Raw genomic sequence first — 23,768 nt, 5'->3', positions numbered from 1 at the left:
GTTTTCGGGCCGCGATCCACACGCGCAGGGCCCCGGCGCCTGTCGTCTGCACGCGGGGCCCTGCCGCACACCTCGGTCAGCGTGAGATAGGGGCGACACGTTCCGGCGCGTGCGCTCCGGCCGCCGCGACGACGAACGGCGCCTTGCTCCGACTGCGTTCCGCCACCGCGATGACGTCACCGGGCTGCGGGGGCTGGCACGCCCGCTGACGATCGGCGTCATCGTTTGTGGTTAGGGAAGGCTGGCCTATGCAAATTGTCCCCGAAAAGGCGGCTGATAGGGAGTTGTCCCGCCGGAGCCGGGTATGGAGATGACCACCGACGGAAGCGAGATCGCCATGACCGACATGCTGGAGATGCCGCGGGTACACGAGTGCACGGTCACCGACTGCGGCTACAACCACGACGGCTGCCACGCGTTCGCCATCACCATCGGGCAGCAGAACGCCAGTTGCGCCACCTTCATCGACACCTCGGCGAAGGGTGGGCTGGACCGGGTCATCGCCCAGGTCGGGGCCTGCAAGCGGGACGACTGCCAGCACAACGCCGAGTTGGAGTGCCACGCACCGTCCATCCGGGTGGGTCCGGGTCAGGACATCGCGGACTGTCAGACGTACGAGCCGCGCTGAGCCCGGCGCGAACAGGTTGGGGACGGCCGTCACGGCCGTCCCCAATCGCGTCTGAGGCCGCCTACCCGGGGACGATCATCGGCGTGCCGGCGATCGGATCGGGTACGACGAGGCAGCTGAGACCGAAGACCTGCTCGACGAGGTCGCCGGTGACCACGTCGACAGGCGCTCCCTCGGCGACGATCGCACCGCCGGACATCGCGATGAGGTGGTCGCAGTAACGGCAGGCCAGGTTGAGGTCGTGCATGACGATGACGATGGTCTTGCCGGACTCCGCGTTCAGTTTCCGCAGCAGCCGCAGCAGCTCGACCTGGTGGTTGATGTCCAGGTAGGTGGTGGGTTCGTCGAGCAGCAGCAGGTCGGTGTCCTGCGCCAGGGCCATGGCGACCCAGACCCGTTGGCGTTGGCCGCCGGACAACTCCCGGATCGGACGGTCGATCAGATCCGCGGTGCCGGTGGCGTCGAGGGCCCGGGCGACGGCGTCGTGGTCGTCGCCACTGAACCGTCGAAACCACCCCTGATGGGGGTAGCGACCGCGGGCCACCAGGTCGGCGACGGTGATGCCGTCCGGCGCGACGGGGGTCTGCGGGAGCAGCCCGAGCACCTTGGCCACGTCGACGTTGCGCAGGCCGGCGAGGGGTTCGTCGTCGAGCAGGACGGTGCCGTCGCGCGGTGCCAGCAGTCGGGCCAGGCCGCGGAGCAGGGTGGACTTGCCGCAGGCGTTGGCGCCGACGATCGCGGTGACCTTGCCGTCGAGCACGGCGACGTCGAGGTGGTCGACGATGGTCCGGTCGTCGTAGCCGAGGGTGAGGCCCTCGGCGCGTAGTCGGGTCATCCACCCGATCCTTGTCGGTTGGTGGTGGCCAGCAGCCACAGCAGGTAGGGCGCGCCAACAGCGCCCGTCACCACGCCGGTGGGCAACGGCGTGGGCAACAGGTGCACGGCGACGAGGTCGGCGGTGAGCAGCAGCGCGGCACCGACCAGTGCGGCGGGCAGGACGCCCCGGGCCGCGGGGCCGAGGAGTCGGTTGGCGATCGGCCCGGCCACCAGGGCGACGAAGGCGATCGGGCCCGCCACGGACACCGCCAGGGCCACCAACACGACGGCGGTGCCGAGCAGCCCGGCCCGGCTGAGCTCGGCCCGGACACCCAGCGTCCGGGCGGCGTCGTCACCGAGTGCGAGGGCGCCCAGTGGCCGTTGCAGCAGCGTGGCGACCGGCAGCAGGACCACCAGGGCGCCGGTGAGCGTCCACAGCTCAGTGCTGCTGGCCTGCCCGACCGACCCGACCAGCCAGTGCATGGCCTGGCGGGCCTCGAAGAGCTGCGCTCGGCTGAGCACGTAGCCGACCAGGCCCTCGAAGAAGACCGCCACTCCGATACCGATGAGGATGAAGCGGTAGCCGCTGACGCCGTCGCGCCAGGCCAGCACGTACATCGCCAGGGCGGCGACGACCGCGCCACCGAGGGCGAGGCCGCTGACGACGAGACCACCGGCCTGCAGGAGCACGATCCCGGTGACGGCCGCCAGCCCCGCCCCCGAGGTGATCCCCACGAAGTCCGGGGACGCGAGGGGGTTACGCAGCAACTGTTGGAAGATCGTCCCGGACGCGCCGAGGGCCAGCCCGACAGTCACGGCGGCGGCCGCGGTCGGCAGCCGCAGGCCACGGACGACGAAGTCGACGCCGGGATTGTCGGACAGGTGCAGGACCGAGGCGACGACCTCCCCGGCGCCGATGCGGAAGCTGCCCACCATCATGGTGAGCACGAAGAGGGCGGCGACCGTCGCGGTCAGGGCGCAGGTCACCACGATGGACCGGCCGGCTCGACGCCTCCGGTTGGCGCGCAACGCCGCCGCCGTACCGGACGTGGCCGCGCGGACGTCACTCGTTGTCGCTGTCGTTGTCGTTGTCGTCATCGGCTCACACCTCCGACAGCCGGCCGTAGCGCACGATCGCGATGAAGGCGGGGGCGCCGATCAGCCCGAGGACCACGCCTACCTGAACCTCGTCGGGGGCGGCGGCCATCCGGCCGAGCACGTCGGCGAGGAGCAGGACGATGGGTGCCAGCAGCATCGAGTACGGCAGGATCCAGCGGTAGTCGGGGCCGCAGATGAACCGCGCCAGGTGCGGCACGACGAGGCCGACGAAGACGATCGGTCCGCAGGCGGCGGTGGCGGCACCGGCGAGGATCGCGACCACGGCGAAGGCGGCCGCGCGGGTACGTGTCACGTTCTGGCCGAGGCCACGCGCGACGTCCTCGCCGAGCGCGAGGCCGTTGATGGCCCGCCCGAAGCCCAGCGCCGCGACGAGACCGATCAGCAGGAACGGCGCGACCCCGGTCAGGATCGGGGTGTACCGGCCGGCGAGCGACCCCACCTGCCAGAACCGCAGCTCGTTGAGAGCGTCCACGTTCGTCATCACGATGCCGCTGGTGACCGAGGCCAGGCCGGCGGTGACCGCCGCGCCCGCCAGTGCGAGTTTCACCGGGGTGGCGCCCTCCCGGCCGAACGAGGCGACCGCGTACACCAGGGCGAGCGCCGCGATCGCGCCGGCGAAGGCGAACCAGACGTAGACGCCGACGCCACGCACACCGAGCACCGTGATGGCGAGGACCACGAACGCGGCGGCGCCGGAGTTGATACCCAGGATCCCGGCGTCCGCCAGCGGGTTGCGGGTGACGCCCTGCAGGATCGCCCCGGCCACACCGAGCGCGGCGCCGACCAGGATGCCGAGCAGCGTGCGGGGTACGCGCATCTGCAGCGTGACGGTGCTGCTGATCGGCCCGTCGCCGTCCAGGCTGAACAGGGCGTGCAGCACCTCGGACAGCCCGATCGCACGCGAACCCAAGGTCACGCTCAGAAAGCCGACGAGGACGAGGAGCACACAGAGGACGGCGAGCCCCGACCCGAGGGCAGAGGCTCGCCGCCCGCCTCCCGTCGAGGTGCGCGTCCCGATCCGGCTAGTTGCCGACATTCGGATCAGCGGCCTTGACCGCCTGGGTCAGCTTGTCCAGCTCGGTGGCGAAGTCCCCGTACGTGTGCAGCCAGAACGCCGGCCAGGAGACGGTGGCACCCACCTTGGCTGCCGTGATCTTGAACCAGGTCGGCTGCTTCGTGCCCCACTCCGCGTTGGCGGTGGGCGTGAAGGATCGGCCGTCCCACAGGATCAGGTCCGGCTGGTACGTGTCGGCGTTCTCCCAGCTGAGGTTCTCCCAGTACGGGAAGGCCGGGTCCGGGCTGACCGGGTTGATCACCTTCAGGCCCCAGGTCTGCAGGTCCAGCAGCTCGGGCGCGTACTCGGGGTTCGCGACGTAGACCTTCTCCGTCGAGGGGGACATCGCCGCGACCGTCAGGTTCGGCTTGGCCGAGGTGGCCGCCTTGAACGCGGTCACCGCCTCCTCGAAACGCTTCTTGTTCGCCGCGATCTGCGGGCTGGCCACGTCGGCGCCGAGGCTCTCGGCGAGATCCTCGTACCCCTCGGCCAGCGTGACGATCGACTTGCCCTGCGTGACGCCGACGACGGGGGCCAGTTCGGCGAGCTTCTTGCTCTTCTCGTCGACGCCCTCCTCCATGCCGCTGTGCGCCTTCTCGGCCGGCCACCAGTCGCCGACGATCAGGTCCGGACGCAGAGCGGCGGCCTTCTCCACGTCGATCTTGCCCCACTCCTCGCCGAGGATCTGGATCCCGGTGAGGTCGAGGTTCTTCAGGTTGGGGTCGGTCTTGACCGACTCGTCGGCGTAGACGCCGACCGGCTTGATACCGAAGGACATCAGCGCCGCGGCCTCGCCGGCGTGCGCGATGATCCGCGTCGGTGTCTTGTCCGCCTTGACGACCACGCCCGAGCCGTCGTTGAAAGACCAGGGGCCGGAGGCGGTGGCAGCGGCGGGCTCACCGGTGTTCGTGTCGTTGCCACAACCGGTGAGCCCGCCGAGGACGGCGCTCAGCGCCGCGACGGCCAGGACCGGACGCCATGAGTGCATGGTGAAGTTCCCGATCTTTCGAAGAGAGGCGAGCCATCCGGCTCGAAAGTTAGGTTAGGCTAACCAATGCTTCGAGTTTTGGCCAATGCCGGGGGGTGCCCCCCACCTCGGAGGACGGTCAACCACCGCCGCGATGGCGCGCTCAGCGGCCGCCCGCCACCAGCTCGGCGATCATGCCCTCGCAACTGCGGACGACAACCTGGGCCCCGCGCCGCTGCGCCAGCGGGAGCAGCGGATCCTCCGCCCGGTCCCGCCACCGCAACTGTGCGTCGGAAGCGACCTCCCAGAGCCGCCGCACGTCGGTCTCCTGCTCGACACCGAGCCGAGCCGCGAGGCCCACCCCGTCGCCGCCGACCAGCCGCTGCGCCTCCGCGGCCAGCTCCGCGTCGAACCCCAGCCGTGTGTTGCGCAGCGCCACAAGCAGGCGCAACTCCCGGAACTCGTGCGCGCCGGCGAGGATCTGCTCCACCGCGCCAACCAGCTCGGCAGACCCCCGGGTGGGCTCGGCCCGCAGCAGCGCCTCCACCGCGGCCAGCGCCGACCGGGCCTTGAGCGCGTCGCGGCGATCGATGAAACAGCGCGTCACCGACTCCCGCAGCTCGGTGAGACCGCTACGCCGAATCAGTTCGGCGGAGAGCTTCACCCGGCTGTCGAACCCGCTGCGCACCAGCGTGGCCGCCAGCCGGACACCGAAGACCCCGAACCGACCCAGCAGCGCGGCGCGCACCTCGGTATCCAGCCGTACGGGCAACTCGCCGCGCAGGAAGCGGTCGGCGGAGATGAGGTGGGCGTCCAGTTCCGCCCGGGGCACCTGGGCCAGGGTCGCGAGCGCGGCGAAGTCCGACTCGCCGAGCATCCGGCCCGCCAGGCCGATCATTCCACTGCACGCCACGACGTTGACGCTCAGCGCGTTCACCCTCGGGTCGCGGTAGTGCCGCCGGGCAAGCTGGCGTGCCGTGAGCAGGCCGTCGATCCGACCTCCACCGGTCTCGTCGGCGCGGGACAGCACCATGACCACGTTGACCGGAGCCGACTGCCCGACCGCGCTGTCCCGTGCGGACTCCAGCACCCGCAGATCGCTGTCGCGACCGTCGCGGGTCAGGTACAACACCGCGTCCGCATCCCGCAGGACCCGCTCTAACACCGGCACCCGGCCCTGCTCGGCACCTCCGCCGACCGCCGGGGTGTCGATAAGCGTTATCTGGCGCAGCGCCCGCGTCGGCCACCGCACCACGATGTCCCGCACGTCCCCCGCACCCCAGCCCAGATCCACCCGCAGCCCGGTCGCCGACTTCACCACTGCCAACTCCTGCGGTGGATGCCCGACCGGGTACGCGGTGGCGTGCGGCGCGGCCCCGTCCTCGTACCAGGTGAACGCGCCGTCCGCCCGCTCGACCGGCGCGACCTCCTCGCCCATCAACGCGTTGAGCACCGTCGACTTGCCCGATCGCCACGGGCCGACGATGGCGATCCGCAGCGGCTGCTCCAACCGGGCCACCTGATGCCGAAGCTCCGCGACGGCCCGGGGATTGTCCTGGTAAAGCTCGATGGCCTGGTGCAGCAACCCCCACGCCGCCTCATCCAGGCGCACCCCCACCGTCATGCCTGCGGCTCCAGCAGCAGCGGGGCGGAGCGGGCGCCGGTCAACTGCTGCGCCTGCTCGTAGACAGCGGCCAACCGGGTCATCTTCAGCCGAATCTCGCGCTGCCGCTGCTCGCGCAGGGAGGCATCGGTGTCGGCCTCCTGCTTCGCGCTGCGGAACGACTGCACGATGGCCTCCTGAAGCTCCTCGGTCAGCCCCGTGAAGTGGTCCCGCAGCATCCGCTGCACCTGCCGGGCGGCGTCGCGGCAGTCGCGGATGATCCGGACGAAGAAGTCGTCGACATGCCGCTGGATGGCCGTCTTGACGGTCGCCTGCCGGCGACGGAGCAACTGCTTGCTCTCGTCGCGGATGCTCTTGCCGCCGAAGAGCGCCCCGATGCCGACCGAGACCGGATTGATCATCGGCATGCCGGCCAGGGTGGTCGCCAGACCGAACATCAGCATGCCGCCGTACGAGCCCTTCATGCCGGTGAACAACTTCTGGCCGGTGGTGAACCTGTCGATCGTCGGCCGTTGCAGCTCGGGCAGTCGCTCACCGATGTCGTCCGGCATCGTCATCGACCAGGGCGGCAGCACGTCGTAGCCGTACCTGTCGAAGTTGGCGGCCACCCTCCGGGCGATCCAGTCGCAGCGCTGGATCAACCACTCGTGGTTCGCCTCTGCCGCCTCCACCAGGCTCCGCTCCAGCCAGTCCTGGAAGGTGTCCCAGGCGACCAACGGATCGGCGGTGTCGAACGCCTCGTCCACGGCGCGCAGGATCTGCCGGGTCCGGTCGCGCAGGTCGTACTCGAGGTCGGCGAGCAGGTCGGTGATCTCGTCGGTCAGCGTGTTCTGCCAACGGGTGGAGCACCGGCGCAACTCGTCGACCTCGCGCTGCGCGGCGTGCAGCCGGGAGATCGGCCCGGACTGCTCCTCGGCCTCCTGGGTCGCCAACTCGGCGCGCAGCGGCGCGGCCAGCTGCTCCACGACCGTCCGCGCCACCGTCTGTACCGCAGCTCGGGCTAGGTGGTCGGCCTTGCCGGACATGTCGCGTTGCAGGCGGGCGATCAGCGCGGGGAAACCGGACTCGGCGTTCAGAGCACGGTCGTCGGCCGCCGCGGCACGCAGTCGCAGCGCCGCCGAGACCGGGATCAGCGTCGCCGGGACGCCCGCCTCGGCCAGGTGCTGCCGGTTGCGCTCAGCGACGGTACGCCAGTCCGCCACCAGATCGGTCTTGCTCTGCACCACTATCACGTTCGGATGCGAACGCATGATGTGCAGCAGCATGTTCAGCTCGGCGACCGACAACTCCCGGCTGGAGTCCGAGACCAGCAGCACGGTGTCCGCGCGGGCGGGCGCGGCGACCGAGGCGGCGGCGCCGATACCAGCGACCTCGTCGGTGCCGGGAGTGTCCACAAGCACCAGACCGGCACCGAGCAGGGCGCGGGGAAGTCCGATCTCGACGTACGCCGGGCCGCCGCCCGGCCGACGCCCGACGAGGCCGGCGACGCCCGCCGCGACCTGGTTGAGCGCCACCGGGGTCCGCTCGACCGTCACCGCGGCACCGGTGCCGGTGGGGTGGCCCGGGGCTGGTGCCGCGGACTGCGCCACCGCCGCGGTGGGCGCCTCGGCGTGCTGCACCACGGTCGGCAGGACTGTCGTACGGCCGTCGCCGACCGGACAGGCCGGAGCGTTGATGATCGCGTTTATCAGCTGACTCTTGCCCTGGTTCGGCTCACCGATGACCAGGACACGCAGCGTCGGGTCCAGCAGTTGCGCACGCTTCTGGCGCACCGTCTGGAGCAGGTCACCACGACCGTGCGCAGTGCACGTGCGGGCGATCTCGTCCAGCACGTCCAACCAGATCCCGGCCATCACCGCACCAAGTGTGCGGATTTCGGCTCAATTATCAAGAGGGACCGGATGTGGAACCGGGAAGGGCCGGATCGCCCGAGACGATCCGACCCTCCGCTCCGCCCGGAAATCCGGATCAGAGCAGACCGCCGGTGATACCCAGCAGCCCGTGATCGGACGAGGCGTGTGAGTCGTCGCCGAGCACACCATCGGTGACCCCACCGGTCACGTCACCGACCGTGTCGGTGACACCGGGGAGGAGGCTGTCCACCTGGTGCGTCACGCCGCCCACCGTCGACGACACGTCCAGCGGCGGGACCACGCCGCCGACGACGCCGTCGCCGTGCCCGAGGCCCAGCCCACCCAGGGTGTCGTCGACACCGAGAGAGCTGACGACCCCGCCGAGCTGACCGTGGGTGCCGGAGAGGACACCGCCGGTCAGGTCGCCGCCGATCAGATTCGAGTCGGTGACGCCGAGCAGACCGGTCGGGTCGCCGACGGTGCCGGTGACGTCCCCGGTCACCGGGTCCGCGATCGCGTCCACCGGCTGCACCACGTCGGCGTCGAGGGTGTGCGCCACGTCGGCGACACCGGCCAGGTCGGTGTCGAGGCCGGACGGACCGATGCCCAGACCGATGCCCGGCAGCACGGTCACCCCGGCGGCTGCGGTCGACGGGTCGACCGCGATGGCGCCGAGCACGCCGGCCTTGACGTCCACGCCGGTGGGCGAGCTGGTGACGCTGATCTGCTGCGCCACGCTCTGCAGCTGCCCCACCACGTCGGTGGTGTCGGTGAGCAGCGGGTCCAGCCCGAGCTGCTCGACCGGCGAGGTCAGCGGCGCGAGGCCCGCCCCCGGCGCGTAGTCGACGACCAGTGGCACGACGTCCTGCACGTCCGCAGCGGTGATGTCGGTGAGCCCGGCGCCCCGCAACGCACCCTCGGGGTCGAGGTCGAAGGCCGACCGCGCGTCCGGGTTCGTCAGTAGGTCGAGCACGAAGTCGTGAAGCGTCTGCTGCGAGTCCATGTGCCGGTTCTCCTCGGATGTGGCATTGGCGGGTGTCGTACGTCGACAGGAACGACGCTATTGCCGGGGCTCGCCCCCAGGCATCGGGGCTGAACCCGCATCCGGGCCGGTTGAACTAGGGGCTCCGCCACCTCGTACGTTAGGGGGAGAGGGGGAAACCGTCCCGACGAGATTAGGGTCCCGACCAGGGACTGATCTCTGGTACGAACGTAGGAGCCCGCGGGGTTCGCCGGGGGTGGGTCGTCGGACAGCCGACGCCATCGCCACCGACCGGCCGACTCACGGGGAGAGACAGAGACGATGCCGTACGTCCTGGGGATAGACATCGGAAGCAGCAACACGGCCGCCGTCGTCGCACGGCGACGCGGCGCGACCTGGACACGTCCCGAGGCCGTCCCGCTGAGCGCCGGCTCACCTCTCATGCCCTCGGTGCTCTGCCTGGCGGAGGACGGTTCGCTCCGTGTCGGCGAGCCCGCGACCGACGACGGCAGCCGCACCACCCGGGACTTCGTCCACCGGATCGGCGACGACGTGCCGGTGCTGCTCGGCGGCGAGCCGTGCGCGCCGCAGACGCTGACCGCCGAGCTGGCGGCGTGGGTGGTGGAACGGGTGCACGCCCTGCAGGGCGAGGCGGCCGAGGCGATCGTGCTCAGCCACCCGGCGGGGTGGCGCCCCTACCGACGGGAGGTGCTGCACCGGGCACTGTCGAACCTCGGTCTACGGCACGTGACGCTGCTACCCCGCACGGTCACCGTGGCCGAGAGCCACGCCGCACGCGGCTTCGCGGGCGACACGGCAGTGGTCTACGCGCTGGGGGGCAACAGCTTCGAGGCCGCTCTGGTGCGCCGCACCCCACGCGGCACCTACGAGACGTTCGGCACCCCGCAGGGTCTCGACTCGATCGGTGGGGCCGACTTCGACGAGGCGCTGGCCGAGCATTCTCGTACCGTGCTGGCCCGGGAGTTGGCCGCGACCGGACGTCGCGGCGCCCAGGCCGCACTGCGCGGACTGCGCGCGGAGTGTGATCGGGTCAAGCGGGTGCTGACCGTCGACCTCACGGCCGACGTGGTGCTGACCCTGCCGAGCGGCCCGGCACGGGTGCCGGTGACCCGGGCGCAGTTCGAGGCCATGATTCGCCCGACGGTGCAGGCCACCGTCGACCTCCTGCTCCGGGCCGTGCGCAGTGCCGACCTGACGCCGGCGCAACTCGACGGTGTCCTGCTGGCCGGTGGCTCCACCCGGGTCCCCCTCGTGACCGAGCTGATCAGCGCGGCAGTGCCGGTGCCCGTCGAGGTGGAGCCGGACGCGCAGTTGACCGCCGCCACCGGTGCGGCGATGGCCGCCTGTCAGATGGTGTCACCACGCCCTCGCCAGCCGGCGCCGGCCCGCGTTGCGGCCCCGGTCAGCGGTGCCGGTCGGGCCACTCTGCCGGCGCCCCGCCGCCCCCATCACACCGTTCTGGGCGATCCGCCACCGCGGCCCCCGGTCCGGGTCCTCCCACTGGAACTGCCGAAGCCGTCCCGCCTGGCGCTGGCCCGCAGCCGCGGACGCGAAGGTTAACGCTCCCCCATGGATGAATCCGGGGATTTCCGGCTCAGACCGCATTCGACCCCACTCCCCGAAGGGAGGTGATCACATGTCTCACGTCGTCACCACCGGCACGGTCGCGCTCTACCGTGGCGAGGATCGTCCTCGCGGCGTTGAGGTCGCGGCCGGCGGTGAAACCGCAGGCCATGCACTCGAAAACTCTGACGTTCAACCCGATGCGCTGCTTGGCTCTCACAGCGCACTCAGAGCACGTCATGGTTGTGTAGGCGGGCGGCACCAACACCACCCTCCGACCCGTCCGCATACCACGTTCGGCCAACTCTCGCTTCGCTGCACCGATCGCCGCGTCGGCAACCTTGCGCGCCATCGTGGACTTGGCAAGAAACCTCGGCTTGAAGTCCTCAACGGCAATCACCTGATGGTTGTCAACGATGGATTTCGCCCACTGGCGGGAGTCGTGAATGTTCTGCCGGGCTGCCTTCTTGTACAGCTTCGCCGCAGCACGCTTGGCTCTGCGGTAACCGTTCGACTGCGCGTGACCCTTTGGGCGGCGTCGGCGGGCCATCTTCCGCTGCGCCCTGGCCAACTCGGCGGCGCACCGCTTGCGATGCCCGAGGTGCGGCAGGTCGAACCGAGCATTGGTGGTGGTGGCGGTGGTCTTCACACCCCAGTCAATGCCGATCGCCCCGGACGATGCCGGTGCCGCGCATACCTCGCGGCAGACGACAAACGAGGCGTACCAGTGGCCGAGGCTGTCTTGGTAGACGCGCACACTGGTCGGGTCGGACGCCAGTTCACGGGACCACACCACCGGGATCTCGATGCCACCTGCCAGCCGCAGGCGGCGGGCACGGATCTTAAATCCGCGCAGGGTGTATTCGAGGCTGGGCAGGGTGTTCTTGAGCTTCTTAATCGTTGGCCGACCTCGGCCCTTGATCTTGAACGAAGCCTGCAAGGCCGAAGCGTAGGTGCGCAGGGTCTGCTGCTGGACCACCTGGGAGCCCTCGCGCAGCCAGGTGTTCCTGCCACGCGCCTCGGTGAGCAGCTTCGACAGCTTGCAAAAGGTGGGCTTTGCGCCGATCTTCTGCTGATGCACGGCTTCGTTCCACAACCACCGACAGCGACCCCATTCGGCGAGCAGCGCCGCCTCTGCGGTCGAGCCGGGGCGCAGCCGATAGGTGTACCGCACTGTCTCCACCACACCCACCACTGTGCAGCTACCAGGTCGTGTGGTGCCCAAAGTACCGCAGGCCAGTGCTCACCGGACCAGTTGACGACCGGCTCGAGCAGATTATTCGCGAGGTGCACGCCGAGCGAGACACTTCCATCAAGACCATCGAATCGATGCCCGGCCACGTGCACCTACTGGTCGCCTGCGGTCCGCAATACGGCAGCGGCCGCCTCGTCAAGAGAATCAACGGGCGGTCGTCGCGGCTGCTGCGTGAAGAGTTCCCCCATCTCGAGTCCCGGTTACCGACCCTGCGGACCAACAGCTACTCGGTCGCCACAACTGGCGGTGCAACATTGGAGGTCATCAGGCGCTATGTCGAGAACCAGTGCAACGCTTGACAGCATCGCTTACCTCCCCACGGCCAAAGCCGGCGGTTTTTCGGAACCGATTCGATGACCCCGATGATCATGAATGACCTCGCCGCACCAGGGTTGACCCTGGACAAGGGGTTGCACGCGCTACTGGACACGGTCGCGCAGGATCCGACCGGCCCGCTGACCGTCGGCGTTGCCGGTCCGGCCGGCCACGGCAAGACCGCACTGCTCGCCGAGTTGGAGCGCATTCACCAGCGCGCCGGCATCGCCGTACGCATGACCGCACCGGAGCCGGGTGAGCCGGTCGACCCCGACACGGTGGTGCTTGTCGACGACGCGCACCTGCTCGACGACGCGCGGATCGGGGCGCTGCTGCGTCTGGTCGCCGGCCGCCGACACCGGTTGGTGGTCGCCCACCGCCCGTGGCCACGGTCAGCGGCGTTCAGCGAGCTGGTCGACGCCCTGCGCCGCGACGGGCAGGCCGTGCTGCTCACGCCGTTCACCCGGGAGCAGACCGCCGCCTACCTCACCGCCGCACCAGGGCTGGGCCGCCCCGCCGACCTGGTCGACGTCGTCCACACGCAGACCGCCGGCGTACCCCGGGATGTCGAACGGCTGGCCCGCGGCCTGGCCGGCGCGGAGACCCGGACCGGCGCGCCGGCCGACCCACCCCGGTCCGTCATCCTCGAATTCGGGCCGGACCTGGACGTCCAGCCCACCGAGGTACGACGGCTGCTGCTCGCCGTCGCGGCCGGCGGCGCGCTGCCGGTCAGCATGCTCGGCGCGTTGCTGGGTCGGGACCCGGCCGGGGTGGACGAACTGATCGCCACGACCAGGGCGGCCGGGCTGCTGGGCGCCGACGGGCGGCTCGCGCCGATCGTCCGGCGGGCCGTCGCGACGCTCAGCCCCACCACCGAGCGGACGGCGGTGTGGCGCCGGCTCACCGAGTTGCAGCTCGCCCGGGGCGGCGCGGTGCTGCCGCTGGTCCGCTCCCTGCTCGCGGTCGGCGCGCTCGGCGACTGCCCGGCCGCGACCCTGGCCGCCGCGGCCGACGAGGCACTGGCCGACGAGCCGGCGTTCGCCGCCGAACTGTTCGCGGCGGCGACGGCGGCCGGACAGCCGCCCAACGCGCGGCAGGCGCTCGCCGCCGCGCTCGCCGGTGACCTCGACGACGCGCTTCGGCTGGCGGATCGACTGCTGGCCACGGCCGCTCCCCCGGACCGCTCCGAGGCGGCCGTGGTGGCCGCTACCGCCCTGGCCCACCGTGGTCACGTCGGTCGCAGCGTCGAGCTGTTCCGGTGGTCGGGCACCGCCTCGGCGGCGGCGTTCGCCATCGTCGGCGGGCTCGCCACCGGCGATCTGGCGGCCACCACCGAGTCACCGGCCGGTGACCCGGCGGGCGAGCCGCCCACCCTGCACGCCAGCGCCGCCCGACTGATGGCCAACGGCGTACGCGAGAGCGTGACCGGACCGCCGACCGCCGCGCTCTCCGCGCTCGTGCAGGCCGCGGCGTTGTTGGAGCCGGACGGGCGAGCGGCGCTGCTGCCGGACAGCCCGGCGGCCCTCGCCGCGTTGACGGCGGTGCACTGCGGTGAGCTGGAGATCGCCGAGCGGGTGCTGCACCGCGCCCTGGGCGCCGGTGTCGGTGGGCCGCTGATGGCTCGACGCCACCGACTGTTGCAGGCCTGGATCCTGATGGTCCGGGGCGAGATCCACGCCGCCGGCGAGCGCCTCGCCACGGTGACGCTCGACGGGCGGCAACTGGAGTCACGCGACCAACTCTTCGCCGCCGCGATCCGGATGGGCATCGGCCGGCGCAACAGTGACCTCGGGGCACTCAAGCGGGGTTGGGGGCAGGCGCTGGAGGCCGTGGTGCGGCACCCCGTCGACCTGTTCACCCTGCTGCCGCTGGGTGAGCTGGCCATCGCGGGCGCGCGGCTGGGTGACCTGGCCCGGCTGGAGCCGTACCTGCAGCAGGGCCGTGCGTTGCTCGACCGCCTCGGCAATCCACCACTGTGGAGTGTGCCGTTGCGCTGGTGCGGGCTGCACGCCGCCATCCTGACCGGCGAGCCGACGGTCGCCGACGAACACGTCGCGGCGTTGCTCGCCGCCGCGGGCCACAGCCGGTACGCGGCAGTCGTCGCCGCCGCCGGGGAGAGCTGGGTGGAGGTCCTCCGGGGGGTCGTCGACCCGATCCGGGTGGAGGCCGCCGCCCGCGGGCTGCACGACACCGGGCTGTGCTGGGACGGCGCCCGCCTCGCCGGGCAGGCCGCCATCCGCACCGCGGACCGGCGGGCGATGACCACCCTGCTGGAGTGCGCCCGAGCGCTGCAGGGCCGGCCCTCCGGCGGGCCCGGCGCGCCGACACCGACAACCGGCGCGAGCACGGCGCGGGTCGCCGGCCCCACCCAGCACGGGCTCAGCGACCGCGAGTACGAGGTTGCCGAGCTGGTGCTGGCCGGGTTGACCTACCGGGAGATCGGCGACCGGCTCTTCATCTCGGCCAAGACCGTCGAACACCACGTGGCACGAATGCGCAACCGGCTGAACTGCGCCAACCGCACCGAGCTGCTGGCGCTGCTGCGCACCCTCGTCGCCGACCGGGCCAGCGACACGGCCGGGCAACCGTGGCCGCAGCGGGCGAGCCGATGACCCGTAACGACGTTCGGCTGATCCGGACCAGGCTGGCCGTACTGGCCGCCGTGCTGATCACGCTCTGGTCGTACGCGGCCTTCGTGTCCACCCAGGATGCCGTCGACCTGCTGCGCGTGCGGGCACTGGCGGACACGCTGGGCCAGCCCATCGACCGCCTGATCCTGAGCCTGCAGACGGAACGCCGGATCACCGCCGAGACGATCGCCGGGTCGGGCCGAACGACGCCCGGGCTGGTCGGGGCCCGCGAGGGCACCGACCGGGCCGCCGCCGAGATCCGCAAGTTCACCAAGGGGCGCGACCTTCGGCTGCTCAGCGCGGGCACGGTCCGGGACCGGGCCGGCGAGCTGGTCCGACGGCTCGACGGCCTCGGCACGACCCGGTCCCGGGTGGACACCGGGCGGCTCGGCCAGGCCGCGGCAATCGACGGGTACGACGAGGTCATCGACGTCGCCTTCCGGGTGTACGGCCCGGAGTGGGGCGCGTACGAGAGCGGGCTGGCCGCCGACACCCGCGCGGTGATCGCGCTGGCCCGCGCCCGGGAGTTGCTCGCCCGGGAGGACACCCTGGTCAGCGCGGCCCTGACCAGCGCACGGCTCGGCGTCGACGAGCGGCGCCGGCTGACCGCGCTGGTCGGCATCCAACGGTACGCGCGCACCGAGGCCGTGGCCGACCTTCCGCCGGACGGCCAGGGCGAGCACCAGCGGCTGGCCGGCGGCCCCGACTTCGCGGCTCTGCTCGCACTGGAGGACCGACTGCTGCTCCAGGCGGGCACCGCCAACGCCCTGGCCGGTCTCACCGTCCAGGGCTGGCGGGCCGCGGCGGACCCCGCTCTCGGCGCGCTGCAGACACTTGTGACGAGCACCGCCCGCAGCAGCGTCGAGCGGGCCACACCCGGCGCCGCGGTGCTCATCGCGCGTACCGGGGCGGTGGTGGGGCTCGGCCTCATCGTCGTGCTCGTCCTCCTGCTGAGCTGGGCCGGCACCGTCCGACGCCTCACCGACGAGCTGACCAGGCCGGCTGCCGACCCGCCGGCTCCGGCGCAGGAGACTCCGGCCCCGGCGCAGGAGACGCCGACGTCGGGGAGTGCCGCCGAGCGGGAGCTGTTCCTGGCGCTGACCCGGCGCAACCAGGTCCTGCTGCGCGACCAACTCGGCCTGCTGGACGGGATGCAACGTCGGGAACGGTCCACCGAGGAGACCGGCGAGCTGTTCCAGCTCGACCACCTCACCACCCGGATCCGCCGCAACGTGGAGAAACTGATCTCCCTGGCCGGCGCGACACCCGCCCGCCGCTGGCGACGCCCGGTGCCGCTGCTCGACGTGGCGCGCGGCGCGGTCGCCGAGGTGCCCGACTACCACCGTGTCCTGATCGCGCCGCACTGGCCGTGGTCGCTCGCGGGGCCGGCCGTCACGGACGTCATCCACCTGCTGGCGGAACTCATCGAGAACGCCCTGACCTTCTCCGGGGCGGACACCACCGTCCGGGTCAGCGGCGAACAGGGACCGCAGGGGTGTGCCGTCCTCGTCGTCGACGACGGCCCCGGCCTGGACGCCGCCGTGCTGGCCGAGGCGAACCACCTGCTCGGCAACCCGCCACCGGACGGCCCGCCCGCGGGCCTGGCAGGGTGGTACGCCGCCGCCGTACTGGCCGGCCGCTGCGGGGCCCACGTCTCGCTGCGTCCCAGCCGGCGCGGTGGAACGGCCGCGGTCGTGCTCCTTCCCTCCCGGCTGGTCATGGCCACCGACACCGGCCGTACACCGGCCAGCGCACCACCCGAGAACCCGGCCCGCACCGGCCCCGACCCGAGCGGCAACGGCGCGCTGCCGACGCGGGTCCGGCACACCGGGCCGACCGGCCCGGAACACGGCAGGACCAGCCTCGACACCGTCGAGTTGCCACTCGCGAGAAAAGCAAGGAGACATCAATGACGTCTGCAGTGGTCACCGAGGACGGTCTGACCGACGCCCTGAACAGCCTGGTCGACCGGGTGCACGGCGCGGAGTTCGCCGTGGTGCTCTCGCCGGACGGGCTGCCGCTGGGCGGCTCGCGGCGGGTGGGCGAGAAGCTGGCCGAGCAGATCTCCGGCGTGGTCGCCGGCCTGATCGCGTTGGGGCTGGCCGCCACCCGCACCTGCGACGCGGGTCATCTGCGCCAGGTGGTGGTGCAGATGTCGCGGGCGTTCCTGTTCATCGCCACCATCCCGAACGGAACCATCCTCACCGTGCGGATCGCCGGCGACGACGTCGAGGTCGGTGACATGGCGTACGAGGTGGCGCTCTTCGTCGGGCAGGCCGAGCGGCACCTGCCGATCAGCCTGGGGCCGGCCTCCTCGGTGACGATCGGGGACACTGGTGCACACCAGCGGCACCACTGACGAGGCGTGGTACGACGACGACGCGGGCCCGGTCGCCCGGCCCTACACGATGACCGGGGGGCGCACCGCGCCCGCACGCGGCCAGTTCGACCTGATCTCGCTGGTCGTCGCCCGGCGGGGCGTCACGCCCCCCACACCGCTCTTCCCCGAACAGGCGCGGATCGTCGAGCTGTGTCACCATCCAGTGTCGGTGGCTGAGGTTGGTGCCGAGTTGGACCTTCCGCTGGGGACCGTCCGGGTGCTGCTCGGCGATCTGCTCGCGGCCGGGCTGATCGAGACGCACGAACCGCCGATGCTGTCGGAGCTGCCGACCGAGGATCTGCTCCAGGCGATACTCGTCGGGCTTCGCGGCCTGTGACCGGGCTGGCGCCACCCGCGACCCGCACGGATCGTGAGCGCGCACCTGGCGACGAACTGAAGGAGAGACAGGCAGTGCCGGCAACACCACCCCAGCCACGCCGTACCGTGGCGATCATCCTGCTGGATCGGGTCGTGGCCCTCGTCACGGCCACACGGCGGGTGCTCACCGGTCGGGAGGACGTCTCGCGGGCCACCTGGGTGGCCGTCGTCGCGGCGCTCGGGGTGCTGATCGCGACGGCCGTGTCGGTCGTCGGGGTGCTGCGTACACCGGAGAAGTTGACGCCGGTGACCCTCGACCCGCCGCCGTCCGTGGAGCAGGTGGGCGCGTCGCCGTCCGGTACGCCCCGGGCGCAGGCGCGACCGGCGCTCACCAGCCCGGCGGTGCCCGCTCCCCCGCCCGCCTCGGCCTCCTCGACCCCACCGGCCGTCACCTCGTCGACCCGGCCCACGCCGACCGGCGCGACCGCCGAACCCACCCCGGCGGCCCTGGGCGCCGACTTCGCGATCACGGACAACGCCCTGCTCAGTTACGGCGCGACCGTGACGATCAGCAATCCCGGCTCGACCCCGGCACCGCGGTGGACACTTGTCGTCACCCTGCCCCGCGAGTCGCTGGGAGTCAGCGGGGTCGAGGGCGCACAGGCCAGCCGGGACGGTGCGGTGTGGACGTTCGTGCCGGACACGAACAACGGTCAGGTGCCCGGCAGCGCCTCGGTCCGGGTGACGTTCCGGGTCAACGGATCGTTGACCGGTTCCGCCCCCAAGGCGTGCACCATCGACGGAGCCGCCTGCTCCGGCCTGCCGAGCTGACCAGTCCGGGACGCCCCGATCGAGCGCGGTACACCAGGCGTTCCGGCGGCAGCCATGCTTGATTGATCATCAGTTCGGGCGTGCTTCGTAGCGTTCCGACCATGACTGTCCTACCCGCACCACCGTCGCTTCGTCGCGCCGGGTCACGCCTCGGCGCCCTGCGTACCCGGGCCGCCGCCACCGTCGCCGTCCTCGCCGTCACCGGCGCCGCCGTCGCGGTCACCGTCGCCACCTCGTCGTCCGCCACCGCCGAGCCGGGCAACGTCGTCGTCTCGGAGAACTTCTCGGCCGGGTCGCTGCCCGCCGGTTGGCACGCGGTCGACGGCGCCTGGAAGGTCGAGAACGGCCGACTGTACGGGACCTCGGCCAGCTCCAGCGAGAACAACAAGATCACTTTCGGTCGGCACCTGAACGACTTCCGCCTCGAGGCGACCATGCGCTTCGAGTCGGTCTCGGCCGCCACCCGCTGGGCCTCGCTCGGCATCGACGTCCCCGCCAGTGGCGCGACCCCCTGGTGGATCGCCACCATGCGCAGCGGCACCACCGCCGCCAACGGGCTCGAATTCGCCCAGCGGACCACGGCCAACGCCTGGGTCGTGACGAACACCGCCTCCGCCCCGTCCGCCGCCGGCACCGGCCGGGACGTCCGCGTCGCGGTCGAGGTGCACGGCAACCAGGCCCGCTGGATCTTCGACGGGCGGGAGGCGATGCGGACGAGCAGCCTCCAGCGCTCCGCCGACGGCGTCCAGGGGCTGTTCGTCAACGGCGCGACCGTGTCGTACGACGACGTCACCGTCACCGAGTTGGCGCCGAACGGCTACCTCCGCCCCGAGGGCAGCCCGTTCACCGTGATCGCCCATCGGGGCGCGTCCGCGGCCGCACCGGAGAACACCCTCGTCGCCCAGGAGATCGCCCGGAAGGGCGGCGCCGACTGGATCGAGAACGATGTCCAGCCGAGCAAGGACGGCATCCCGTTCATCCTGCACGACGGCACCGTCGACCGGACCACCGACGGCACCGGCAACATCCGGGACCTGACCGCCGCGCAGATCAAGGCACTGGACGCCGGCTCCTGGTTCGGCCCGCAGTACGTCGGCGAGCGGGTGCCCACCCTCGCCGAGCAGCTCGCCGACCTCCGGAGCCGGGGTGGCAACCTGCTGGTGGAGATCAAGGGCAAGCACACCCGCGACGAGGTCGCCACGATCATCCAGGTGATCCGGGACGAGCAGATGATGGGCCGGGTCTTCATCCAGAGCTTCGAGGTCGACGCCCTGAGGTACACCTACGAGATCGCCCCCGAGCTGCCGCTCGGCCTGCTCCGCAGCTCTCTCGACGCCGACCCGGTGGCGATCGCGAAGGAGCTGCACCTGACCGCGTACAACCCGGACGGCAACGCGCTGCTGGCCAAGCCGGACGTCGTCGCCCCGCTGCACGCCGCCGGGGTCGCCGTGATGGCCTGGACGATGGACTCCGCCGGCCTGTGGCAACGGTTGGAGCGGATCGACACCGACGCGATCATCACCAACCGCGCGGCCGAGCTGGTCGGCTGGAACTCGGCGTTCGTCCAGCGGGCCTCGGCCGACCCGACCGTCCGGATCACCTCGCCGGCCGACGGGGCTCGGCTGGACCGGGCGCAGTCCCCGCTGATCGCCATCGCCGCGACCAACGCGGACACCGTCACCGTCACGGTGGACGGTAAGAAATCGGCCGCCGGGCGCAAGCTCGACCTGGCGAAGCTGACCGCCGGTCGGCACACCGTCTCCACCGAGGCGACCGGCCCCGAGGGCACCGCCACCGCGACCAGCACCTTCACCGTGACGGTGAGCCAGGCCGGCCTCGGCTACCTGATCCTCACCTCCGGCGCGGACCCGGCCGCCCTCACGGCGATGACCACCAGGCTGGCCCACGCCCAGTACGCCGAGCTGGCCGCCTACGCCGACCGGCAGGCCGGCAAGCTGGTGCCGGCCGAGGTCGCCAGCGTCATCGCCGCCGACGCCCGCACCCTCGCCCTGAAGTAGCCGCTCCCTGGGTGGCGCTGGTCCGTGGGCCAGCGCCACCCGAAGTCCTCAGTGGACCGCGACGGCCGACTCGGCCTGCTCGCCCCGCTGTCGCACCAGCGGCAGCGTCGGCGCCAACGCCAACGCCATGAACAGGCCAGCGACGGGAAGCAGGTCGAGGGTGATCACCGGCAGGACGATGCCGGTGAGGAGCAGCGGCACACTCCACCACGGCAGCAGCCGTCGGGCGGCGAGCATGCCCGCGAGAACGAGCAGGCCGAGGAAGAACAGCTGGGGTACGACGTCGTAGAAGGCCACCTCCACGCCGGGGATGTCCTTGAACTCCGCGCCGAGCCTCGACATCTCCGCCCGGTCCTCGGCCAGCAGCCCCTCCACGATGTCCGCGCCGAACTGCACGATCGTCGCGGCGAGGCCGACCAGCGTGGTGGCCACCGCCCCGGTGCGCCACGGGCTTCGGGGCAGCAGGCGGGACAGCGCCAGCACACCCGGGACGAAGCACAGCATGCCGGCGAGAGCGACCAGATGTGCGGCCTGCCAGTCGAACCCGGGGCCATACACCCCGTCGGATCTTGCCCACAACCGGACCAGGCCGTAGGCCACGATGCCGACCGGTCCGGCGAGCACGTAGAGCGCAGCGCGTTTCATGCCAGCCAGCATGTGGCCGCCGACGCCTGCCGAACTCCGGGAGGTTCCCTCGGGTCGCCCTGGCTTTCGTCTCAGGTCTTCCACCGAGCAACCCCGAGAACCGCCGATCGCCACGTGCCCGCTCAGCGTTCGCTGATGAGGGGGGCAAAGTCGCCGCGGGTGAGCGGTCTGCTGGACAGGGAGCCGTCGGCTCGGGGCACGCCGAGCGCCTTGCCGTCGCGCAGGAAGGCCACGGTGGTGACGTCCTCGCGGCTGGTGAGGGTGCAGACGATCTGCCCGAAGGCCAGGACCTCGTCGCTGCGGCCGCCATCGTGGGTGGGTTCGTCCACCGAGACCAGGGCCAGCTTCCCGGTCACTGTCGCGCCGGCAGCGTTGACCGCCCCCGGCAGCGCGCTGCTCAGATCGCTGTCCCGTTCGGTCCCACTGGGCCCGGCGAGCAGATGGCGCAGCTGATCTGCGATGGTGGGTGGATGGTCGACGCGTCGGACCACGGGGACGATGCGGTTGTCCTGGACCAGGCAGAGTGTCTCCGCGGCGCGACCCGCCGGTGCGGTGGTGTCGGCGGGAGCGGCGCTGGGCAGTGGCCCTCGTGGGGGCGGCACCGTTCGAGGGGCGTCGTCCGCGGGGATGCCGCAACCGGTCAGCAGCACGGCGAGCGTCAACGGGACGAGACGACGTCGCCTCATGACAGGCTCCCCGGCAGGACGACCCGGAAACAGGCGCCCCCTCCCGGGCGGTCGGCGACCGTCACGTGCCCACCGTGCGCGGCGGCGTGCTGAGCGACCAACGCCAGCCCGAGACCGGTGCCGTCACCGGCGCCACGGATGTGGGCGGCCCGCCCTCGGACGAACCTGTCGAAGATCGCCTCGCGATCCTCGACCGGAACGCCCGGACCGTCGTCGTCGACCTCGATGACGCCGCAGTCACCGTCGCGGCCCAGGCGAACCGCCACCGGGCCACCACCGTAGGTGACCGCGTTGTCGAGCAGGTTCGCCAGGACCTGGGCGATCCGCCGCCGCTCGACCTGCCACGTCGGGGACACATCCGGCGCCAGGTGGACGATTCCGGCCGGCAGGTCGTACGCGTCGCAGGTCTCCCCGGCCACCGTCACCACGTCCACCGGGGCACGGTGCGCGGGCTGGTCACTGCGGGCCAGGTCGATCAGATCGTTGACGAGCCGCTGGAATCGGTCGATCTCGTCGGCGACGAGCCCGGCGGCGGTGGCCGTCCGTTCGTCCTGGTGTTCCCGACGGCGAGCCAGGACGCTGGCGGCCGCGGCGAGGGTCTGCAACGGGGAGCGCAGCTCGTGGCTGACGTCGGCGGCGAAGCGGCGGTCCCGCTCGATGCGCCGGGCGAGTCGGTCGACCATCTGGTTGAACGAGGAGGAGAGGCGGGTGAGGTCGGGGTCGGTGGCCGGGTCGAGCCGGGCGGTGAAGTCACCGGCGGCGATCTTCTCGGCCGCGTCGGCGACCGCCGTCAGCGGCCGCAGGCCGTGCCGGGTGGCGTACCAGGCGAGGGTGGCGCCGGACCCGGCGACCAGCACCGCGACGCTGGTCAGCGCGAGGGCCAGGACCCGGAACGTCTGCTCCAACTCGCGCAACGAGTTGACCTCGAAGTACGTCGCGGACGCGGACAGGGGCACCCCGACCACCAGGGCGGGTTGCCCGTCGACGCGTACGCGCTGCACGGCGGGCACCCCGGCGGCGACGACCCGTAGCAGCTCGGCGGGGATGGCTGCCGTGGTGCCCGGGGTCGGCAGCGCGCGCGTACCACTCGCCGTTGAGGTGCAGCACCGGTCGACGGTTTCCGCCGGTGTCCAACGACCGAAGCACCTCCACCACGTCCGGGGTGTCGGTGTCGAGGCCGGCGTGCACCACGGCGGCGTCGAAGTAGGCGGCCCGCAGCGCAATGCGTTCGCGGTCGTCGAGCAGGGAGCGGCGGGTCAAGTCGTAGGAGATCAGGGCCATCGACGCCGAGAGCAGGAGCGCGCCGACGGCGAAGGCTGCGGTCACCCGGGTACGCAGTCCGAGGCGTCTCATCGCTGCAGCTTGTAGCCCAGACCCCGCAGGGTGACCAGGTGCCGGGGGTTCGCCGGGTCCGGCTCGATCTTCTGCCGCAGGCGGCCCACGTGCACGTCGACGAGCCGTTCGTCGCCGCTGTCGTACCCCCAGACCCGTTGCAGCAACTGTTGACGGGACAGCACCCGGCCGGCGTGCTCGGCCAGCTCACAGAGCAGCCGGAACTCGGTACGGGTGACCGTGACCTGTTGGCCGGCGCGGCGCACCTCCCCCGCCTCCGGACTGATCTCCAACTCCCCGAAGGCGACCGCCGGCACGGGTTCCGGCGCCGATGTCGCGACCGCCGGTCGGGCGCGGCGGCGCAGAGCCCGCAGGCGGGCGGTCAGCTCCCGGATGGCCACGGGTTTGACCACGTAGTCGTCGGCGCCGGCTTCGAGGGCGGCGACGATGTCGTCGGTCTCGTCACGGGCGCTGACCACCACGATCGGGACATCGTCGTCGCGGCGTAACTGGCGGATGCACTCGAAACCGTCGAGGCCGGGCAGCATCAGGTCGACGAGCACGTAGTCGGCCGGGTGGTGGCGTTGGGCGCGCAGGCCCTCCTCGGCCGTGGCCGCCCCGAGCGCGTCATAGCCCTCGTCCTCGAGTGCGAGCAGCAGCGCGAGCCGGATGCGGTCGTCGTCCTCGATCACCAGTACGGCCGTCATCCCGGAATCATCCTCGGCCGACCG

The 23,768-nt window shown here is 71.8% G+C and carries 20 protein-coding genes and 2 pseudogenes; 9 read left to right on the top strand and 13 right to left on the bottom strand.

The annotated features are described in order from the left end of the window. Window positions 1-88: 88 nt before the first annotated feature. A pseudogene (locus ACLQ3B_RS12130) lies at window positions 89-187 on the bottom strand (30S ribosomal protein S4); the annotation flags it as partial. Between the two features lie 150 nt (window positions 188-337). Here ACLQ3B_RS12130 and ACLQ3B_RS12125 point away from each other — a divergent pair. Beyond that, window positions 338-628, top strand: a complete 291-nt coding sequence (locus ACLQ3B_RS12125) for a DUF1540 domain-containing protein (protein ID WP_112678265.1) — start codon at window positions 338-340, stop codon at window positions 626-628. 61 nt (window positions 629-689) lie between these two features. Here ACLQ3B_RS12125 and ACLQ3B_RS12120 read toward each other — a convergent pair whose 3' ends face one another. The 7 genes from ACLQ3B_RS12120 to ACLQ3B_RS12090 form a co-directional block, all read right to left on the bottom strand. Beyond that, window positions 690-1,463 carry an ABC transporter ATP-binding protein gene (locus ACLQ3B_RS12120; protein WP_425780151.1) on the bottom strand — a complete coding sequence of 258 codons (774 nt, stop codon included), beginning with the start codon at window positions 1,461-1,463 and terminating at the stop codon, window positions 690-692. Continuing rightward, window positions 1,460-2,542 (bottom strand): FecCD family ABC transporter permease, encoded by a 1,083-nt coding sequence (locus ACLQ3B_RS12115; RefSeq protein WP_425780149.1) that lies wholly within the window; start codon window positions 2,540-2,542, stop codon window positions 1,460-1,462. Before ACLQ3B_RS12115 ends, ACLQ3B_RS12120 begins: the two co-directional genes overlap by 4 nt. Before the next feature lie 4 nt (window positions 2,543-2,546). Continuing rightward, on the bottom strand, window positions 2,547-3,599 hold the full coding sequence (locus ACLQ3B_RS12110) for a FecCD family ABC transporter permease (protein ID WP_425780147.1): 1,053 nt from the start codon (window positions 3,597-3,599) through the stop codon (window positions 2,547-2,549). Next, the gene (locus tag ACLQ3B_RS12105) at window positions 3,586-4,605 is read right to left on the bottom strand and encodes an ABC transporter substrate-binding protein (RefSeq protein ID WP_425780146.1); all 1,020 of its coding nucleotides are present in this window, start codon (window positions 4,603-4,605) and stop codon (window positions 3,586-3,588) included. Before ACLQ3B_RS12105 ends, ACLQ3B_RS12110 begins: the two co-directional genes overlap by 14 nt. Window positions 4,606-4,747: 142 nt before the next feature. Next, complete coding sequence (locus ACLQ3B_RS12100) at window positions 4,748-6,208, bottom strand: hypothetical protein (protein ID WP_425780144.1); 1,461 nt, start codon at window positions 6,206-6,208, stop codon at window positions 4,748-4,750. After that, window positions 6,205-8,061, bottom strand: coding sequence for a dynamin family protein (locus tag ACLQ3B_RS12095; RefSeq protein WP_425780880.1), 1,857 nt, complete (start codon window positions 8,059-8,061; stop codon window positions 6,205-6,207). The genes ACLQ3B_RS12100 and ACLQ3B_RS12095 overlap by 4 nt, the downstream gene beginning before the upstream one ends. Before the next feature lie 115 nt (window positions 8,062-8,176). Beyond that, window positions 8,177-9,064 (bottom strand): IniB N-terminal domain-containing protein, encoded by an 888-nt coding sequence (locus ACLQ3B_RS12090; protein WP_425780142.1) that lies wholly within the window; start codon window positions 9,062-9,064, stop codon window positions 8,177-8,179. A 300-nt stretch (window positions 9,065-9,364) separates the two neighbouring features. Between ACLQ3B_RS12090 and ACLQ3B_RS12085 the strand changes: the two genes are divergently transcribed. Next, window positions 9,365-10,624 carry an Hsp70 family protein gene (locus ACLQ3B_RS12085; protein WP_425780141.1) on the top strand — a complete coding sequence of 420 codons (1,260 nt, stop codon included), beginning with the start codon at window positions 9,365-9,367 and terminating at the stop codon, window positions 10,622-10,624. A 34-nt stretch (window positions 10,625-10,658) separates the two neighbouring features. On the opposite strand, the gene ACLQ3B_RS12080 is transcribed toward ACLQ3B_RS12085, so the two are convergent. Further along, window positions 10,659-11,813 carry an RNA-guided endonuclease InsQ/TnpB family protein gene (locus tag ACLQ3B_RS12080; protein ID WP_425780139.1) on the bottom strand — a complete coding sequence of 385 codons (1,155 nt, stop codon included), beginning with the start codon at window positions 11,811-11,813 and terminating at the stop codon, window positions 10,659-10,661. Between ACLQ3B_RS12080 and tnpA the strand changes: the two genes are divergently transcribed. The 7 genes from tnpA (at window position 11,801) to ACLQ3B_RS12045 (ending at window position 20,374) form a co-directional block, all read left to right on the top strand. Next, entirely contained in the window at window positions 11,801-12,181 is a 381-nt protein-coding gene (tnpA, locus tag ACLQ3B_RS12075; protein ID WP_425780879.1) for an IS200/IS605 family transposase, read from the top strand. The two genes, ACLQ3B_RS12080 and tnpA, sit on opposite strands and share 13 nt — an antisense overlap. Window positions 12,182-12,244: 63 nt before the next feature. Further along, window positions 12,245-14,809 carry a LuxR C-terminal-related transcriptional regulator gene (locus ACLQ3B_RS12070; RefSeq protein ID WP_425780137.1) on the top strand — a complete coding sequence of 855 codons (2,565 nt, stop codon included), beginning with the start codon at window positions 12,245-12,247 and terminating at the stop codon, window positions 14,807-14,809. Beyond that, complete coding sequence (locus tag ACLQ3B_RS12065; RefSeq protein ID WP_425780135.1) at window positions 14,806-16,740, top strand: nitrate- and nitrite sensing domain-containing protein; 1,935 nt, start codon at window positions 14,806-14,808, stop codon at window positions 16,738-16,740. Before ACLQ3B_RS12070 ends, ACLQ3B_RS12065 begins: the two co-directional genes overlap by 4 nt. Then, a complete protein-coding gene (locus ACLQ3B_RS12060) occupies window positions 16,737-17,186 on the top strand; it encodes a roadblock/LC7 domain-containing protein (RefSeq protein ID WP_425780133.1) in 450 nt (149 codons plus the stop codon). Before ACLQ3B_RS12065 ends, ACLQ3B_RS12060 begins: the two co-directional genes overlap by 4 nt. Then, window positions 17,164-17,544 carry a DUF742 domain-containing protein gene (locus ACLQ3B_RS12055; RefSeq protein WP_425780132.1) on the top strand — a complete coding sequence of 127 codons (381 nt, stop codon included), beginning with the start codon at window positions 17,164-17,166 and terminating at the stop codon, window positions 17,542-17,544. Before ACLQ3B_RS12060 ends, ACLQ3B_RS12055 begins: the two co-directional genes overlap by 23 nt. 74 nt (window positions 17,545-17,618) lie before the next feature. Next, a complete protein-coding gene (locus ACLQ3B_RS12050; protein WP_425780130.1) occupies window positions 17,619-18,356 on the top strand; it encodes a cellulose binding domain-containing protein in 738 nt (245 codons plus the stop codon). Between the two features lie 101 nt (window positions 18,357-18,457). Next, window positions 18,458-20,374 carry a glycerophosphodiester phosphodiesterase family protein gene (locus ACLQ3B_RS12045; protein WP_425780128.1) on the top strand — a complete coding sequence of 639 codons (1,917 nt, stop codon included), beginning with the start codon at window positions 18,458-18,460 and terminating at the stop codon, window positions 20,372-20,374. Between the two features lie 48 nt (window positions 20,375-20,422). On the opposite strand, the gene ACLQ3B_RS12040 is transcribed toward ACLQ3B_RS12045, so the two are convergent. The 4 genes and pseudogenes from ACLQ3B_RS12040 to ACLQ3B_RS12025 form a co-directional block, all read right to left on the bottom strand. Further along, window positions 20,423-21,019, bottom strand: a complete 597-nt coding sequence (locus tag ACLQ3B_RS12040; protein WP_425780126.1) for a hypothetical protein — start codon at window positions 21,017-21,019, stop codon at window positions 20,423-20,425. A 122-nt stretch (window positions 21,020-21,141) separates the two neighbouring features. Then, window positions 21,142-21,705 carry a GerMN domain-containing protein gene (locus tag ACLQ3B_RS12035; RefSeq protein ID WP_425780124.1) on the bottom strand — a complete coding sequence of 188 codons (564 nt, stop codon included), beginning with the start codon at window positions 21,703-21,705 and terminating at the stop codon, window positions 21,142-21,144. Continuing rightward, a pseudogene (locus tag ACLQ3B_RS12030) lies at window positions 21,702-23,058 on the bottom strand (sensor histidine kinase). The gene ACLQ3B_RS12035 and the pseudogene ACLQ3B_RS12030 overlap by 4 nt, the downstream one beginning before the upstream one ends. Beyond that, on the bottom strand, window positions 23,055-23,744 hold the full coding sequence (locus ACLQ3B_RS12025; RefSeq protein WP_425780122.1) for a response regulator transcription factor: 690 nt from the start codon (window positions 23,742-23,744) through the stop codon (window positions 23,055-23,057). Before ACLQ3B_RS12025 ends, ACLQ3B_RS12030 begins: the two are co-directional and overlap by 4 nt. Between the last annotated feature and the right edge of the window lie 24 nt (window positions 23,745-23,768).

The sequence above is a fragment of the Micromonospora sp. DT53 genome (assembly GCF_049841535.1).
Taxonomy (GTDB): Bacteria; Actinomycetota; Actinomycetes; order Mycobacteriales; family Micromonosporaceae; genus Micromonospora.
Note: the sequence above shows the minus strand (reverse complement) of the source record. Positions and strands in the feature narration are given on the sequence as shown.

Bases quoted from the DNA above. Each gene is read 5' to 3' on its own strand.
- ACLQ3B_RS12125 (WP_112678265.1), top strand. From the start codon at position 338: ATGACCGACATGCTGGAGATGCCGCGGGTACACGAGTGCACGGTCACC.
- ACLQ3B_RS12120 (WP_425780151.1), bottom strand. From the start codon at position 1,463: ATGACCCGACTACGCGCCGAGGGCCTCACCCTCGGCTACGACGACCGG.
- ACLQ3B_RS12115 (WP_425780149.1), bottom strand. From the start codon at position 2,542: ATGACGACAACGACAACGACAGCGACAACGAGTGACGTCCGCGCGGCC.
- ACLQ3B_RS12110 (WP_425780147.1), bottom strand. From the start codon at position 3,599: ATGTCGGCAACTAGCCGGATCGGGACGCGCACCTCGACGGGAGGCGGG.
- ACLQ3B_RS12105 (WP_425780146.1), bottom strand. From the start codon at position 4,605: ATGCACTCATGGCGTCCGGTCCTGGCCGTCGCGGCGCTGAGCGCCGTC.
- ACLQ3B_RS12100 (WP_425780144.1), bottom strand. From the start codon at position 6,208: ATGACGGTGGGGGTGCGCCTGGATGAGGCGGCGTGGGGGTTGCTGCAC.
- ACLQ3B_RS12095 (WP_425780880.1), bottom strand. From the start codon at position 8,061: ATGGCCGGGATCTGGTTGGACGTGCTGGACGAGATCGCCCGCACGTGC.
- ACLQ3B_RS12090 (WP_425780142.1), bottom strand. From the start codon at position 9,064: ATGGACTCGCAGCAGACGCTTCACGACTTCGTGCTCGACCTACTGACG.
- ACLQ3B_RS12085 (WP_425780141.1), top strand. From the start codon at position 9,365: ATGCCGTACGTCCTGGGGATAGACATCGGAAGCAGCAACACGGCCGCC.
- ACLQ3B_RS12070 (WP_425780137.1), top strand. From the start codon at position 12,245: ATGATCATGAATGACCTCGCCGCACCAGGGTTGACCCTGGACAAGGGG.
- ACLQ3B_RS12065 (WP_425780135.1), top strand. From the start codon at position 14,806: ATGACCCGTAACGACGTTCGGCTGATCCGGACCAGGCTGGCCGTACTG.
- ACLQ3B_RS12060 (WP_425780133.1), top strand. From the start codon at position 16,737: ATGACGTCTGCAGTGGTCACCGAGGACGGTCTGACCGACGCCCTGAAC.
- ACLQ3B_RS12045 (WP_425780128.1), top strand. From the start codon at position 18,458: ATGACTGTCCTACCCGCACCACCGTCGCTTCGTCGCGCCGGGTCACGC.
- ACLQ3B_RS12040 (WP_425780126.1), bottom strand. From the start codon at position 21,019: ATGAAACGCGCTGCGCTCTACGTGCTCGCCGGACCGGTCGGCATCGTG.
- ACLQ3B_RS12035 (WP_425780124.1), bottom strand. From the start codon at position 21,705: ATGAGGCGACGTCGTCTCGTCCCGTTGACGCTCGCCGTGCTGCTGACC.
- ACLQ3B_RS12025 (WP_425780122.1), bottom strand. From the start codon at position 23,744: ATGACGGCCGTACTGGTGATCGAGGACGACGACCGCATCCGGCTCGCG.